Annotated in this window: 12 protein-coding genes; 9 read left to right on the top strand and 3 right to left on the bottom strand. The window is 42.1% G+C overall.

The features are described 5' to 3' along the window. Positions 1-73: 73 nt before the first annotated feature. A complete protein-coding gene (locus ABJ081_01315) occupies positions 74-1,510 on the top strand; it encodes a DUF2779 domain-containing protein (protein ID MEP6355303.1) in 1,437 nt (478 codons plus the stop codon). Positions 1,511-1,716: 206 nt separating this feature from the next. On the opposite strand, the gene ABJ081_01310 is transcribed toward ABJ081_01315, so the two are convergent. Beyond that, entirely contained in the window at positions 1,717-3,387 is a 1,671-nt protein-coding gene (locus ABJ081_01310) for an AAA family ATPase (protein ID MEP6355302.1), read from the bottom strand. A 336-nt stretch (positions 3,388-3,723) separates the two neighbouring features. Between ABJ081_01310 and ABJ081_01305 the strand changes: the two genes are divergently transcribed. From ABJ081_01305 to ABJ081_01270, 8 genes are all read left to right on the top strand, one after another. Continuing rightward, positions 3,724-5,754, top strand: a complete 2,031-nt coding sequence (locus ABJ081_01305) for a DUF262 domain-containing protein (protein ID MEP6355301.1) — start codon at positions 3,724-3,726, stop codon at positions 5,752-5,754. A 134-nt stretch (positions 5,755-5,888) separates the two neighbouring features. Next, on the top strand, positions 5,889-7,154 hold the full coding sequence (gene dcm / locus ABJ081_01300; GenBank protein MEP6355300.1) for a DNA (cytosine-5-)-methyltransferase: 1,266 nt from the start codon (positions 5,889-5,891) through the stop codon (positions 7,152-7,154). Positions 7,155-7,367: 213 nt separating this feature from the next. After that, on the top strand, positions 7,368-9,335 hold the full coding sequence (locus ABJ081_01295) for an AAA family ATPase (GenBank protein ID MEP6355299.1): 1,968 nt from the start codon (positions 7,368-7,370) through the stop codon (positions 9,333-9,335). Between the two features lie 73 nt (positions 9,336-9,408). After that, positions 9,409-10,617, top strand: a complete 1,209-nt coding sequence (locus ABJ081_01290; GenBank protein ID MEP6355298.1) for an LlaJI family restriction endonuclease — start codon at positions 9,409-9,411, stop codon at positions 10,615-10,617. A gap of 592 nt (positions 10,618-11,209) precedes the next feature. Then, on the top strand, positions 11,210-12,016 hold the full coding sequence (locus ABJ081_01285) for a hypothetical protein (protein ID MEP6355297.1): 807 nt from the start codon (positions 11,210-11,212) through the stop codon (positions 12,014-12,016). A gap of 346 nt (positions 12,017-12,362) precedes the next feature. Further along, a complete protein-coding gene (locus tag ABJ081_01280) occupies positions 12,363-13,610 on the top strand; it encodes a type VI secretion protein ImpB (protein ID MEP6355296.1) in 1,248 nt (415 codons plus the stop codon). 5 nt (positions 13,611-13,615) lie between these two features. After that, complete coding sequence (locus ABJ081_01275) at positions 13,616-13,858, top strand: hypothetical protein (protein MEP6355295.1); 243 nt, start codon at positions 13,616-13,618, stop codon at positions 13,856-13,858. 336 nt (positions 13,859-14,194) lie between these two features. Next, positions 14,195-14,935, top strand: coding sequence for a hypothetical protein (locus tag ABJ081_01270; protein MEP6355294.1), 741 nt, complete (start codon positions 14,195-14,197; stop codon positions 14,933-14,935). 246 nt (positions 14,936-15,181) lie between these two features. Here the strand turns inward: ABJ081_01270 and ABJ081_01265 are convergent, their stop codons facing one another. Both ABJ081_01265 and ABJ081_01260 read right to left on the bottom strand, forming a co-directional pair. Then, complete coding sequence (locus tag ABJ081_01265; GenBank protein MEP6355293.1) at positions 15,182-15,538, bottom strand: hypothetical protein; 357 nt, start codon at positions 15,536-15,538, stop codon at positions 15,182-15,184. Between the two features lie 336 nt (positions 15,539-15,874). Beyond that, positions 15,875-16,153, bottom strand: coding sequence for a hypothetical protein (locus ABJ081_01260; GenBank protein ID MEP6355292.1), 279 nt, complete (start codon positions 16,151-16,153; stop codon positions 15,875-15,877). Positions 16,154-16,323: the final 170 nt, after the last annotated feature.

Below are 16,323 nucleotides of genomic sequence, written 5' to 3'. Positions count from 1 at the left end.
TTAATATAATGATCTATAATTAACTAACAAAAATTTTCCCTTAGAAAAAGATGACACGGTTTTCAGATTTCGAATGAACAACGAAACCATCAGTAAAACGCATTTTATGCAATATTTAAATTGCTCTAAATCGCTTTGGCTGATGTTGAATAAATCAGATCAATATCCGCATGGTGAGTTCTCTGAATACGCCAAGAAGCTTGCTGCTGAAGGATATCTCGTTGAAGCCTATGTTCAGCGATTGATATCTAGTTTTTCAAATACTTCTCATTACTCATTCCAGCAAGAATTTGAAACTGACGGTGGTCTTTATGCAAAAGCTGATATGGTTTTACAGAATGAAGATGGATCAATTGATCTATTCGAAATCAAATCTTCAACAAGCGTCAAAGATAATAATCCGCACAATCAACTAAAAGACGCCGCCTTCCAAACTATTGCAGCCAAACAAACAGGCAAGAATGTACGAAATATTCTCATCGTCCATTTGAACGGTAAATATGTAAGGCGTGGTAAGATCGAACCAGCAGAGTTCTTAACGTTTGCTGACGTTACCGTTCGTGTTAAAGCGCTAATACCAGAAACTGAAAATGAAATTGCCAACGCATTATCACTTTTAAAATTAGATAAGATCGATGAAACTGGATGTACCTGTTTGCATCTCAGCAAGTCACATCATTGCGACAGCTTTGACTATTTCAATCCACAAATCCCCAAACCATCAATTTACAATTTGCCCCGGTTGTCAGCAAAAAAGCGGGAGGCATTTGTTGCTGAAGGGCGGTTCAGTTTGAATGATATATCTATTGACGAAGTCACAAGCTTACAGCGCCCCGTTTTGAAGTCCCATTTAGCTGGTGAACCATATGTAGACTTAGCAGATATTGAAAACTTCATAGGCGTGCTCACATACCCGCTCTATCACCTTGATTACGAGACCTATGCATCAGCAATTCCCATTGTTGATGGTACTAGTCCCCAAGCTCAGTTACCCTTCCAATTTTCTCTTCATGTTCAGCAAGAGGATGGCGTAATCGAACATCATGAGTTTTTGGCAAACCAACCAGAACTCCCATTAGCACTGATCGAGAAAATGCAAAATGTAATCGGACCCACAGGTTCCGTCATTGTTTGGAACAAAGGTTTTGAAAACAGTCAAAATAAGAAAATGGCTGCTCTCTATCCTGACAAGGCAGAGTTTTTATTCAACTTAATCGATCGAACTGTAGACCTAATGGATGTCTTCAAAACGGGCTATGTCGATAGTAGTTTTGGCGGATCAACCTCCATTAAAAAAGTTCTTCCAATTGTGGTTCCTGAATTATCGTATGAAGGTATGGATGTTGCTGACGGCACTTCGGCGATGGATGCTTGGAAAAAGATGTTAGACGAAACTGATCAAACAAAACGCAAGGCATTACGGAACGCGTTATTAGAATATTGCAAGCTTGATACACTGGCCATGGTTTGCATCCTTAGATTTATTGAGCAGACCAATAATGCAGCTTGATGGCATAAAACCAAATGAGCCAAACTCTCGCTTAATCTAAGCTGCAATCCATCCATAACCCTCTGAGGACGGACTAACTGATTATTCGCCACTTTATTACTCATGCCATTTATTGTTTATGGTAATTTTTATGTAATGCCCAGACCCAAATTTTGTGGATTCGGCCTACATAGATCATTGCCAAATTTAAAATAGGTAGATTTTCATCACAGCTTAAAATTTTCCTTGTTAAAGTCATTCTTTTCATTGCCGACAACATCCAGATGCATAGTCGCTCGCGTCATACCGCAAAATAGGGCATTCATTGACCATGAGCGGTCAATATCAGGTTCCACATCAACTAGGATAACAAACGGAGCCTGCTGGCCTTTGAACCTTCGAATGGTTTCAAAGGTAATATCCCCTTGTGTGTAGACCTGTTCACCCTCAGCATATTGTCCGTTAAAGCGCCGAATGGTGTGTTTGCCAAGTTCTTCTATATCCTTGAAACTACTACTGCCCATGCCCTTTAAACTGACGATTGCGATATCTTGCGGTTTAGCGCCAGATGCAGTGTGTTTCTTGATGATGGCTTCAACCATCGAGATTTGATCTTCGGCTTTTTTGTAGCCGTGCAAGCCATAACCCAAGCCGGGCAAGGAATTGCCAAGGGTCGTGCGCTCAGGGAAAACCCGATCAATGAGTTGAAAAACAGAAACAGGACTTCGATAGTTTCTTGTAAGGCTGATGCTCACAAAATCATCCCTTAGAAAGGGCTTACCAAAAGATTGCCCTAGATTTTGATCTAGATCTTCCAGCCAAACGATATCGGCATCGTCTTTTATAAAAAGATTGATGAACTCGAACCCGTCAATACCAAGATCTTGTCCTTCATCTACAATTAGGAAGTCAAACTCTTCATGTTCATCATTGGTATTGAGAACCACTTCATCAATCAGCATACGCCATTCTTCATTAGTTTTGTTGCCAGGCTTATAATCAATATCAACATCATCACGGCTGCAAAATTCATGGATTAAGCCATGCATTGTCTTCATGGAAATCCGCTCATCCATCAACGTTGCGATGTGGTCTTTCAAAGAATGATTGTAACAAACAAATAAAGGCTTTTTACCCGTTTCAAGAGCGCGTTCTAAAAAACGCATAGCCATTTGGGTTTTGCCGCACCCAGCCGTTCCGTTGACCTTTAGCCGCAACGGCGTCATTTCAATAGATTCGACAATTTCTAGCGCTTGACCTGAAAGTTCAACAAAACGATTTTCATGTCGTGCCTGCATCGATGAGACATCGGGTGACATGGTCATGGTTTGTTTGAAAAAACGTATAGCCTGTTTGCCAAGATCGTTTGACTGATCAGCTGCGCCACCTAATCTATCCGTGATCGTTTTAGCGAGCTGACTGCGTCTGCTCCCATCCACGATATTGTCACGTTCAATGGCTGATGCATTCAACGATTGAATGTGGTGGTTCGGGCAATAGAGCAGGTAATCAAGGCGTATGTCATGGCCTTTATTTTGTTTCTTAAATTGCCCGCGAATACCATCGCGACTATCGTGAATCTGTGTTGCAACATCTTTGACATTGCCACCGTAATATTCTTTGTAAAGCTCACCGCCGCGCTCAACTAATTGTCCCATTTTTTGTTCAATCAATAAACAGCGGCCGTTGGAATTGACCACGATAAAATCAGTTTCTCTAGCATGCAAACTTTTGCCCAGTCGCAAATTCCAATGCACGCTGTGAAAAACAACAAAATGAGCGGGCAGACTGTCTCGAAGGAAAACCAGTGTCTCCAGTTCAGCAATTTGACCATGGGGCATAGCTGGGCGCGAAGCAGGCCAGCCATCTAGAGCGTTGGAAGGGTAAATTCGTGCCATGTATTTCCGGTGTTTGGTTGTGATTTGGAGTTCAGCCTATCAATTTCATAGGGGTTCTTCTAGATACCAAGACCATGCTTGAAGTGTTTACTATTAGCTCATTAAATTTCAATATCGCAACGGGTGCTTGTTTTGCTTTGTCTTTTGTAGGGCGAGAGGCGTGACCAATTTAGTGATTTTGAGATTTCATTCATTGCAACTAATAGGTGGGAGTAGAAATAATGAGCACATAATTTCATTGTTACCGTAAATGCGCTTGCCTCATGCTTACGATAACGGCATTCCTATAACAAAAGTAAATTAGACTAGTATCTTAAAGAAATTGAGGTGTCTGTAATGAACTCATATGATAATTTACCAGATGCTACTTTGGTGACTTTTCCGGAAATATTCGGTGAGAATCGAAAATTTCATATTCCCGATTACCAGCGCCCCTACAATTGGGAAAATGACCAAAGAGCTGATCTATTAACTGATATCGACAAACTTGCGTTGCTCGTGAAAGAAAATGCAAACGCGTCTCATTTCTGCGGAACAATAATTTGCACGATGCGCGATGAAAATCAGGAAGATTTTTATGTGGTTGATGGCCAACAGCGCCTGACAACTTTAACATTATTGCATTCTTGTCTTTGTCGAAAAATCGGCAAAAAAACGTTCCTAAGCACTCTTGGTTCTGTCCGGTTCACTCCCCAGTCCATGGATGCAGAAACATACACAGATCTATTAAATAACGGATTGCGTAGTGATATTAAAACCATTGCTCAACAAAACTATGATGATGCAGTTAAGCAGATAGATAAATGGATCTTAAATAACACCTCAGACGCTAAGGACCTGCTCACGCTCTTAGAAAAGCATTTTAAGTTTATCCTTTTCATCCTCCAAGATGAGAATGAAGTCGCTAAGGTTTTTGAAACAATCAATAATCGTGGCAAACCTCTAACCCAGATGGATTTGGTTAAAAACCATTTGATCTATGTCGGGGCAGTCAACAAATGGAAATCGCCAAATGTGAATGAAATTTGGCGTAAAATTCAGCAAATTGCAGGAGATGCAGAGTTCACTGACGCTGATACTGACGCTGTTTTACGTGCCACTGTTGTAGCTCAATTTAAACCGGGTCGTAGAAATGCAGGGGAGACTGATTTTACAATTGTGGCCCGTGAATTACCAGCTGAGGAAAACAAATATGAAGAATTCCAAACCTTTGTAAAGTTTTTGGAAGCCAACTTTCAGACCTATCAAAATCTTCGGAATGCAAGTAATACGGACCCAAAAAACCCAATATTGAGAGCGCTTACACTTCTTAATCATCATGAGAGTATCACAGGTGTTCTTCCGCTGATTTTTGCGCGACAGTTTAGGCGGAAGGATGACCACAAAGACGCACCTGTTTTGACTGCAATAGAAAAAACAAATTTTCGTCTTTATGGTCTACCAGACCGAGCTGCACGCTCAGACAGTTACAATGTCAGGCTTCATACGCTTGCTTATGATTATTTTCGAACTAAGCAAACAGATCAACAATTGATTGGGGATTTAACGGAGCTTGTCACCAATGAACAAAAAGATGGATTGTCGACTATTGTAAAGTCACTAACCCTAGATGATGATGCGAATTATGATTTCTATACTTGGCCATGGCGTCGATACTTCCTTGCTTGTTTTGAAGAATCCTTACTTGACCGCCAAAGCTTTGATTTTGGGCGTCTATCGACAAAATATGCAAAATCAGATCGTACCAATGACTATTTATCAATAGAGCATATTTGGCCGCAAAAGGCGGACGATCACTCTGTAAAAACGTATCGCGATAGTCAACAAATTCGGCGGCTTGGCAACTTAATGTTACTACCGCATGCCCTGAATATTTCTTCCGGCAAAGACACACTAGACAAAAAAGCACATAAATTAAAAAACGCAGACATAACGTTACTTCGACAAAATGAAAAACTACCAAGCCTTATAAATAAGGCTCAAGATTTTGTAAAAACACTTCAAGAACGCAATGATAAAAGATTTGGAGCCACTAGAAACAGATTTAATAAAAACACGATCGCTCCAAATGCCTCCATTGCTTTGATAAAAACTGTATGTGACTTGCGTGAAGAAGCTATGATTACCTTCGCTCTTAGGCAATGGCGCTTGGAAGGCGAGACTGAACAAGGACGAGGGTTTGCTGGTATGTTTTCCTTTAACCATAGTGGTGAAACTTTTGAATCCAATAAAGAAACGGCATCTACCAAGTCGAACAGTAACTTCGTAGATATTACAAAAGATGCCAACGAAACTGACCATCGCAAACGACTACAAGCACGCAACGAAGTTATTGAGGGTGTAATTGAACCGTACTACTGGACGTAACTCTATCTCACACATCCAGCACGCAATTATCATCTCGCCAAACTAAGAAAATTGGATAATTCCCCTCAATTATTTATCCTGTAGTTGACCCTGATTAGCGAACAAAGTAACCACCTAGTGATAGGGAGATTTTGATGCGTGATCAGATGCTGGATAATGGTTTGTGGGTACAGGCGAAGCGTGAAGGGCTTGGCCTAACTCAAAAAGCTTTTGCAGAACTACTTGGCATGCCAGAAGCAGGTGAACGCACTGTCCGAGGATGGGAATTGGGTGAACATCGCCCCACCCCTGCCAAACGAATGCAGATTGAAAACCTTCCTGATACAGCACTTCTACGAAGCCCTTATGGCTCCACCCCTTCACAGGCTGACTTCACGTTTATTGATTTATTTGCAGGAATTGGAGGTATTAGATACCCATTTCAATCACATGGTGGACATTGTGTATTCACCTCCGAGTGGGACAAGTTTGCTAAGAAAACCTATGCAGCTAACTTTGGCGAAATTCCACACGGTGATATTACGAAAATAGCAGCAGAAGACATCCCAAAGCACGATGTGCTGTTAGCCGGTTTCCCCTGCCAAGCATTCTCTCAAGCAGGATTGAAGCAGGGCTTTAACGACACCCGCGGAACCATGTTTTTTGAGATCCAACGAATTCTTGCTCATCATCGCCCAAAAGCTTTTTTGTTAGAAAATGTAAAACAGCTCAAAGGCCATGATAAAGGGCGTACTTTAAAGGCTATTTTGGCTATCCTTGAGGGCCGCGCAACTCCTGATATTCCAGAGACTGTGCCAATGTCCGAAGAAGCCAGACAATCACTTGGAACCAAACTAAATTATCGCGTGGGTTACAAGGTGCTGAAGGCTGCTAACTTTGGAGTTCCTCAAAACCGCGAACGCGTTTATATCATCGGTTTCGATCGGGATCAGGTCAACAAAGCAGGCGCAACCGATATCAGCACTGAAATTCTTGATCGCCTTGGGCAAATCACGGCGAAAACTAAGGTCGGTGATATCTTAGAAAATAATTCCGAAGTTGATCCGAAGTACACTATTTCTGACAGACTTTTGGCAGGCCATAAAAGGCGTTTACAAGAGCATAAAAGAAAGGGGAATGGCTTTGGCTATAGCGTATTCACGCCTGACAGTTCTTACACCAACACAATAAGTGCAAGGTATTATAAGGACGGTAGTGAAATATTAATTGACCAAAGTGACATTGGAAAGAACCCGCGCAAATTAACTCCGCGCGAATGCGCTCGGCTTCAAGGGTTTCCAAAAGAGTTCAACGTTGATGCAGTTTCAGACGCTCAGAACTACAGGCAATTTGGCAACTCAGTCTCTGTCCCAGTGATTGAGGCAATTGTTTCAGAGATGAAACCCTATATTTCAGGTTAAGCAGCAGCAATCATAATTTCCTAAATAGCGCATAGCCATATCTGTCAGTCACGGACTTTTTTGGTGCGTCTATTCCTCTGCACTGCAATCAAAAATTATTTACACTCATTTTTTAGATTAACGACTGAATATATTCGAGTTTAATTATCAAATAGTACATCATATGAAAAATTTGTAATTTAAGGTGATTCTCTTTTTCTATGGCTTCAAGTAATGTCTCAAAATTTTCCGACGGATTCTAAATCAGCCCTATACACAGTCTGCTTCTTTCTGGCTCAATCAGGCGAACCTCATGTGGAACTGGGTTTCGAAACCCAAACCGCTGCGTTTGAAGAAATTGCTCACAAATTTGGCGTTCCAGCAAACACAGTTAAAAATGAAAGAGATGCGTTTGATAATTTCACCGACAGTAATCGAACAGGCTGGAAAAAAGAACTAGCTCCTCGGTTAACAAATATTTTCGAAACACATTCGAGCACACCTCGTGAAATGCTCAAGGAATTAACAACCAGCATATTGAGCCAAGATTGGATAAATAGCATGCCTGAAACTCTTCTCGACTTGGAGGATTGTCAAAATGCAAGTCAAGAACGGGTATCGAAAATACCACTTCATGAACCGTATACTCCAACAAACGAAATTTGGAATATAATTTTAGATTTGTATAAGGCAGCTAACAAAAATGACAAACCAGAAGTCGTTGGGGGCACTGCTTTAGTTATCACAACTAAAGAGGGGCATTTTCTCACCATAAGCGCTCAAGAAATACCTAGGTGTTGGGCTGTCCGCCCTTATGTTCATGGAATAATTCCATATTATAAAAAATTACATGAACTAGCAAAAGCACTTGGTTTCGAAAAACCTAGGACAGGCCGTGCAAAAGAAGAAATATTCAAACCTCTCCCTGATCCAGATTGGGAAACAGTGCTCCACGCAAACGATGTTGCCTCAATTAAAAATGCGATCAAGGATGATCTGCAGCTCAATCAAATTGAACAAGAAAGATTTCTTCGATTTCTAAGTGATAAAACTTGGTCTGGTGTAGGTAAAACCTTAGAGCGTACTGACTGGTCAAACAACGCAATCTTATCAACAGGCGGTTGGCTGGTGAATGCGGCTGACCGCCGCGCAATGCTTGCAATTACTATGGCTGAATCAATTGAATTTGAGGAGCTAATGGCACGCGATTTAATGCAAAAAAAGGAAGGGCCCAAATTGGGAGCTTCGCTTGGACCTGCAGCTTTTAAAGGTGGGGAAAACGTAATATTCTATGGAGCCCCCGGAACTGGAAAATCCAACAAGGTTGATGGAATTATCAAAAAGGCCGGTAAAGAAGCTATAAGGACAGTCTTCCATCCAGACCTTCAAAATAGTGACTTTTTTGGTTGCCTTAAACCTCATATGGATGGGGACAATGTTCTTTATGAATTCGCCCCTGGTCCTTTCATGGAAGCATTGGCCGAAGCCTATCAAACTCCAAGCGAACCCGCCTATCTTGTCATCGAAGAACTAAACCGCGCGACAGCGGCGGCTGTTTTTGGAGATTTATTTCTACTATTGGACCGAGATGAAAATGGAATTGGCGATTATACTGTTAGCTTTCCTTCACCGGAAAGTCGCAATTGGTTCGGAACGAAGATAAATAACGTGCATGAGCATATCAGTCTCCCTTCCAATCTTTTCATTTACGCAACAATGAACAGTGCCGACCAAGGTGTCTTCCCGATTGATACGGCATTTAGAAGAAGGTGGCGGCAAGAATACCTGCCGTTAGATTATACGTCTGGTCCCGAAGGCAATATCGCTTATGTTGATGCTGCTGATAAAAAACAAACCCTTGAATGGCGAATATTTGTCAAGGTTTTGAATAATCACCTAATCAGTAATCACGCCTTAGCGATCTCAGAAGATCGCTTGTTGGGACAATGGTTCGTTAAAAAAAATGAACTGGATGGGGCCACTATTCCTGAAAAGGTCCTGCTTTATCTTTGGGATGACTTATTGCGACACGAAGGTAGAGACAGAATTTTCGATACTAATAGAATCAAAACATATGGGGCTTTGGCCAAGATAACCGCAGATGGAAGCAGGTTCTTGTCGGACAGTTTTCTCAACACATTGAATGTCGCCTCGATAGAGGTTTCTGACGAAGCAGGCACCGATAAAAATGTCGGAAACTAATTTACCACTTTTCCTTTCAGATCGCGACCCTATTGCTGCACTCGATAAACAAGCCCGCCCAGTAATTGAGGCGATGCGCGACTGGCGCTTAGGCCGTTTAGACGAAAAGGATACTGTCCATTTTTGCGGATTAGTCCATCACCCTGAAAATGGGGCGGTTGTTTTCCTACCGAGAGAAGCACGAACAGGCGTTTTAGGTGAAGACCTGCAGACAGCTTCAATGACCATGCGCGCGCTCGCAAGATTCGGCAACGAAACCTCAAAACGTGAATTTGATGATGATGGTGAAGCTGGGAATCCAAGCGCACTATCTGTTATCAAGCGGCTAGCAGATGACTTTCGAGATCACGGACTGTTTTCAGAACGGACACGCCAGCACACCAAAAACTCAGGTAAACCAGATTGGGTCAGAACGATTAAGCGTGAGATTGCCATGCCAAACCGCAAGGATCAGCCAATCTTTACAGAAATCTGTTCCAGCCGAGCCACCAACACTTCAAAAACGCTTCTTGCCCAAATACAAGCAGCTGTGCTTCGAGAAATTCTCGCAACTCATGGGTGGTGGCTACTGGGAATAAAAGCTAAGAAAAATGAGCTGATATCATGCCAAACCCCTTCTTTTCCTAAATCCATTTGGGTGCGAAAACTGGATGCATTACTTCCCTCTTTATATTCATCTCGATCCGTTTTTCTGGCAGAATATTTAAGGTTTTATTTGAGTGAAACGCGCTCTTCAACGAATGGTTCTTTTGTTTTTGGGGTAAGCGACTTTCATACAGTTTGGGAAACGATTCTCCAAAAAGTCATTGTCCGTTCCTCCCATGACCAACGACGTAATTGGAACAGTGAGCTGCCTAAACCCGTTTATATACATAAAAATGATGGTGCACACGACGCACGCAGCCGAGGCATGCAGACGGATTTAATTCTTGAAGACCCCTCCGGTTATACAATAGTTGACGCTAAATACTATGCAGCAAAGAATGCCAGCTCAGCACCTGGTTGGCCTGACATTTCAAAGCAATTATTTTATGAAAAGGCCCTTAGAATTCTTGTAGATACAGATGCTAATTCTCCAACTAAAATTAGAAACGTATTTGCTTTTCCAGGGGAAAAAAGCGCCGGACCACTTCATCGCGTTGAGATGCAAACTTCAACCGGTAGCTCTACAAAAATTTCTGATTTTCAGCGGATCGATTGTGTCTATATTTCTATGCGAGATGCCTTGCACCAATATGCCACTATGACGCAAAAAATAATTATACCTAATTCTGATTTATGAGCCAGTACTGAGTTTTCTAGGCTGCGTTAGGATAACAATATGATCCTAGTTCAACTGCAATCCGGCAAACTTTGTGCGACGAGACTTGCGACCTAATTGAACTATGTGTTGCGACCGCTAAACAAAACTGGGCGCTGGCTGGCTTACCCATGCACCGCCCCTTGGAAGACCACATAAACGAAAGCCCCCTTCTTTGCCTTGGTCGAGTTTCACTTATGTACAGCCAAGCGAGCCGTTCAGTATTTAATTGAGATCTCAGGAGACGATAGAACGCCCAGCATTGCTCACGCCATCCAAGGTTATGGGATTAACGCCGCGATGGTTTGGGAGATTAATTGATGCGGCTTAGGTTAGGAAAAACTTCAGCTAAGGGGGGATTGCGGACATTGGCGGCAGTACAAAAGTTTACCTTGTAATGTTCCATAGCTGACATTCAAAGTTCTCGTCTGCAAGGTGGCTACAATTTCTGCTTAGAGCCCTAAGTTAAAATTTGGCTTAAGAACACTAACGGCAGCTGTGTGCCAGATGCAGACATATTGAGGTGAATGAACTATGTGTTATAGGTTATAAAAAATTACAGGGTTGTAATAGTATGTCCTTTCCGTTGACAATTGCAATATGCACCGTTGTGGTGGTCATTGTTTGGTTTTGGATGGCGGTTCGCAAAAAAGCACAACGTCAAATGTATATTTCAGAAATGTATGCAAATTCAAGCCCCGAAGATTGTTACAATGAATTCAAGAGATATCGCGAAATCGCGATTGATCAGCTTTCTTCAACAAAAATGAATACCCAGAACGGCAAAGATTTCGATGAACCGATTGAACGATGTGTCATTTTGGCAGACCGCATGGCGATGTTGAAGGGTCATGAGCATGGCCCGGAACATCGTGTTAAACTTAGATTTCACTTATTGAATAAATTCAAATCAGAAGCCGATTCCAATCTTCGCAGTGTTGAGGAAACAATACTTGAGAGAAAAAAGCCGCCTCCCAAATCTAAAAAATCCCAGAAATTCACTAAAGAACTCGAACAGGTAACTGAGTTAACCAAACGAATTGGCTGCACATTAACCCCATATGGTGCTGGTGTTGCGCTTCTTAGCTTACAAAGCGATTACAGCCCAGCAGAAACAACTTCACTGATTGCGGTCGTAACGATTGCGCACGCTGCACAAAATAATGATGTAGAGGATTTGGTGGAGCTTGCGACTAAAGGATACTCGGTCTTGGAACATCTAAAAGAGTGGAAAGACAAGGGGCTAATGCGCAAAGACATTTGGAAGAATGATTCCACAGCTATCGGCAAGATTATTTTTGTAAACTCTGACACCCAAGAATGGATAGATAGGGTTTTGAGTGATCCAATAAATACAGAAGATGATTTGGCTATCATGTGACCAGAACGCTGACAAAAATAGACACACAAACTTCCGCTATGGGTCAGGTGCAGCCATTTGGCGTTTATTCAGCTTCAGTTGCTAAGTCCGCATAGCTGAAGTTTGGTGTCGTTGTCTATTCATGAAAGCAAATGGCAGCTTTTGAGAAATCCCACCGCAACAACTGATCTAAGTTCGAACGTCTGCAATGGGCCGATTGCCGCATACTAGATTGCTTCCATCTTTTCCGATTGCCAATCATTCACCCCATCATTCCTATTCCTGCACCCCCATCAGGAATAATTTCCTTGACTCAGTAATCCATATGTTCTTTTTTTGTTCTCTTTTATATTGAGAGCAATTCTGCATGCGTAAACCTGATACAATTGAACGCCTATACTTAGACTTTGATGGTTTTTTTGCATCCGTTGAACAGCAAGCCCAGCCTGCCTTGCGTGGAAGGCCGATTGGCATTGTTCCTTTTGATGGCACGCACCACACATGCGTTATAGCTTGTTCCAAGGAGGCTAAAAGACGCGGTTGTAGCAATGTCATGAGTGTGCAGGATGCAAAGGCTAGATGCCCTGAACTCTTGCTTGTTCCCCAAAAGCCAGACCTTTATCGCCGAGCACACAATACGCTTATTGCAGAGATAAACGCGGTTATTCCCGTGGAGGCTGTTAAGTCTATTGATGAACTCACATGCACTTTATCCAGCAATGACATTTGCAACCCAGAAAGCTTGTCCCAGAAAATTAAAACCCGTATCCGAGACAATGTTGGTGCTTATATAACCTGCTCTATTGGTTTTGCCGCAAACAGACAGCTTGCCAAGATTGCGGGAAAAATCAACAAGCCAGATGGCACCACAATTTGGCATCCGCATATGTTGCCGGACCCCCTGTTTAATGTTCCGTTTTCCGATATTCCCGGTATTGGCAAACGAATGGAGCGCCGATTAATCCATGCTGGTATTTATGATATGCGCGATTATTGGCACAGCCATCCAAAACATATGCGCAAACTATGGCACAGCGTTACTGGAGAAAAACTCTGGTATGCTCTGCATGGTTATGACGTTCAGGCCCTTAAAACCCAGCGTGGGATGATTGGACATGGCCGTGTTTTGCCGCCAGACCTACGTAGTCTTGAAAAAGCACGTGCTGTGGCGCGCTTACTCTTGGTGAAAGCTGCAAGACGATTGCGACGCGCGGGATATTATGCATCCCGCTTAGCTGTATGGCTGAGCACAAATCACGATAGCTGGTCACGTGGCATTCCCATGCCCATCATCAATGATGATCAGGCCTGTTTGTCCGCACTCAATCTCATCTGGAGCATGGCCACAGAAGAACTACCAAGACGAACGACCGTTTTTCGTGTTGGCGTCACCCTTATGGAGATATCCCCTGCCACGCATAGACAACTCGACTTCCTTTTAAATGATGATACAGGGCGCCAAAAATGGGAACGGATTAGTACTGCAATTGATAGTCTCAATACTCGTTACGGGCGCACATTGGTCAGCATGGGAGAATGGTCCCCACCTGCTGGAGGGAATGTCGGCGGAAAGATTTCTTATACACGGATACCTAAAGCGGAGGACTTTTGGTGAGTTGGTTGAGCGATATTCAATTGCGAGATTTAGACGCGGAACAACGCCTTGAAGTCACATGTCGCAAATGTGGTCTAACACGATACGAAAACCCGCATGAGCTTCTCTTGTCAGAGATTATGCAGTTTGCCTATCTGGATGAAGTTCAAGACGCCCTCACATGTAAAGCATGGGGGTGCAATGGTAGTATGCGCTTGGCATTGTCCAGTGAAGTTGAAACAGAAGGCTTTGTAGGCGGACTGGCTTAATCAGATGCTTTTCCCTAGTTAGAGGCAAGAAGTCTTCTTTTCAGGCTTTCTAAAAATACCAAATCCATCGCAAGAAATACAGCACAGACGAAGCCATACACTCCATCGCGCCCACGCAAAAAACATGCCTTTCATAGGCATCAATTCATTGATCGCTGGCAAATAAATAACGGGGCCTATTGGCTAATCAGTGTTTTTTTATGGTATTGCTAAATAGGGCGTAATCAGCTTGATGAATTTATTCGCCGTATAATTTCGGTGGGTTATGATCGGTCACTATAATAACGATAATATAATTCTCTTATTTAACATACAAATAAGTCATAGGCATTAACAATGATAGAAGCAGAAAATAAAAAAGAAGGTTGGCTATCCAGAACAATAAGACACCCCTTCACTCTGTCTTTATATTATTTTTCCATTGTTGGCTTTGCGGTAGTAGCTGACAGGTATTCCGACTTAGTATCTCGTGAAGCAATCCTATTTTCAGCCGCAGCAGCACTTATTCTTTTTGTATTAGTTTTCAGCCTAACCGCATTATCGTTTAGGTTTGTAAGAGCAGAAGAGATTAATGATCGCGTCAATGATTTAAAGACATTTTTTGCCGCACAACAAATGGGATGGATCGTAAATGATAAGTACATACGAGTTATGGAACTCGGAAGCCCCGAAACTTGGGTCTTTAGCCGCACTTTAATCAACGACTTAGATGATACAGGCGAAATTTTTCAATCTGTTAAAGCTAATTTGGAAGAAAACCATAAATACACGTATTTTATACCTGACACTCCAACCTCATATCAAGCTGTAAGCAAATACTTTAAACTTCATACTTTCTCAAAAAAACAAGTCCAGTTCTACCTGATACCAGAAGAAAATTTCTTATTTTACACTGAGATTGTTGCATATAATGTTCACTCTGAATCACAATCCGCAATAGAATGGCTCCCTCTTACACAAGAAAGTGGAAATGCCTCACAATTTTATATAAAAATGGACACATCCCATTCTAACTATGTGGTAGGTATTGGTGAGATGTACAAACAAAAATACTCCCCTTCTTCGGTGGGACGATAGATGCTTTCTAATGCAATTGGTCTATTGGGTGTTGTTTTAGTTTTAGTGGCTTATTTTTTACTACAAACCTCGCGGCTTAGCTTTGATGATAGATCATACCTCGCGCTCAATGCGCTTGGGTCATCTTTAATTCTAGTTTCATTATTCGTCGATTTTAATCTTCCATCACTTGTTATTGAGTCCGCATGGGTGCTCATCAGTCTGGCCGGATTAGTTAAATCATATAGGCGATAAACTTCCCTCCCTTTAATTAAATAGCCCCATCTCAGCCATCTGCCTTTTCATATCTTTCAAAACCTCCCTCTTCTCCTCTTTGGGTGAAAGAAGCCCATCAATATCGAGCCTGCCTTCATCAATATATTCAAGCAGCTTAGAGACCATGGGATTGGGCTTCCTAGAACTCACACCGTTCAATTGTTCAAACTGTTGAATATTGCGAACCGACACCCCCGCAATAAACGCCAAACGTTCTTGGGTAAGGTCATTTTTAAGTCTCAGCTCTTTAAATCGTTCCGGCGTCATTATCAGCCTGCCCTCTTGGATGGCTCTTACAATCCATCTTGAATTTAAAAATATGCGTCCATATAGGGTGTCATTTGCCACCTTATTCACCACACCATCACAGCAAGAAAAAACTTATTTATATATAATATAAATAACATCCTCACCACACAAAACACCCTTGCCAAGGCCACCCCTTAAAACACGAACATTCGCTTTTAATAATTGTATAAAAAGTACAACAACCATAATGGCTTACGAAATAAACTTAATCAGCCATCCAAGGGTTAAATTACGATATTTAGCCGCTCAGCGTGGCAAGACCCGCACACAATACCCTAAATACCCATTTAAACGCCCTCAGAGAGTCATACAGCGGCATTCTCCACCCATCCAAGGGCAATACACCACAATGATAAGTTTGCCGCTGTATGACTCTTATTTCGCTTCTTCCGAACTAAACACACCACCATGGGGGGCTGCGCCATACACAATATTTTTTGGCAACTGATCGGACGCTGTTTTAAACACAACTGTACAACCCTGTGTGTAAGCGAACCCCTGATCAGGCACATCGGTAAAACTACCAGCAGCTGTTGTTATTGAAACAACATCCGGTGGATCCAAAGAAGCTAAAAATTCATTTGCTTTGTTCTCATTCTCACACGCTTGGCTCATAGCCCCACCGAAAAGTTTTACATGTAAAACTTCACTCATAAAAATTCTCCGTAAATATCTCTGCCCTACAAAAAAATGAAATCAAAACGGGCAGAATAAATTTTGATTTCAATCTTAAATCTCAATCCATCTCAACTTGCGCCACTTAATTATTGCGCCAATTAAATCTTCACCTATATTCCCCGCCCCACAAACGTGCTCCACTTGCT

The sequence above is a fragment of the Hyphomicrobiales bacterium genome (assembly GCA_039989895.1).
Lineage (GTDB): Bacteria > Pseudomonadota > Alphaproteobacteria > Rhizobiales > JACESI01 > JACESI01.
This window is presented reverse-complemented; position numbering and strand designations above follow the sequence as displayed.

Coding starts and splice junctions, on each gene's coding strand:
- ABJ081_01315 (MEP6355303.1), top strand. CDS start 74: ATGAACAACGAAACCATCAGTAAAACGCATTTTATGCAATATTTAAAT.
- ABJ081_01310 (MEP6355302.1), bottom strand. CDS start 3,387: ATGGCACGAATTTACCCTTCCAACGCTCTAGATGGCTGGCCTGCTTCG.
- ABJ081_01305 (MEP6355301.1), top strand. CDS start 3,724: ATGAACTCATATGATAATTTACCAGATGCTACTTTGGTGACTTTTCCG.
- dcm (MEP6355300.1), top strand. CDS start 5,889: ATGCGTGATCAGATGCTGGATAATGGTTTGTGGGTACAGGCGAAGCGT.
- ABJ081_01295 (MEP6355299.1), top strand. CDS start 7,368: ATGTCTCAAAATTTTCCGACGGATTCTAAATCAGCCCTATACACAGTC.
- ABJ081_01290 (MEP6355298.1), top strand. CDS start 9,409: ATGCGCGACTGGCGCTTAGGCCGTTTAGACGAAAAGGATACTGTCCAT.
- ABJ081_01285 (MEP6355297.1), top strand. CDS start 11,210: ATGTCCTTTCCGTTGACAATTGCAATATGCACCGTTGTGGTGGTCATT.
- ABJ081_01280 (MEP6355296.1), top strand. CDS start 12,363: ATGCGTAAACCTGATACAATTGAACGCCTATACTTAGACTTTGATGGT.
- ABJ081_01270 (MEP6355294.1), top strand. CDS start 14,195: ATGATAGAAGCAGAAAATAAAAAAGAAGGTTGGCTATCCAGAACAATA.
- ABJ081_01260 (MEP6355292.1), bottom strand. CDS start 16,153: ATGAGTGAAGTTTTACATGTAAAACTTTTCGGTGGGGCTATGAGCCAA.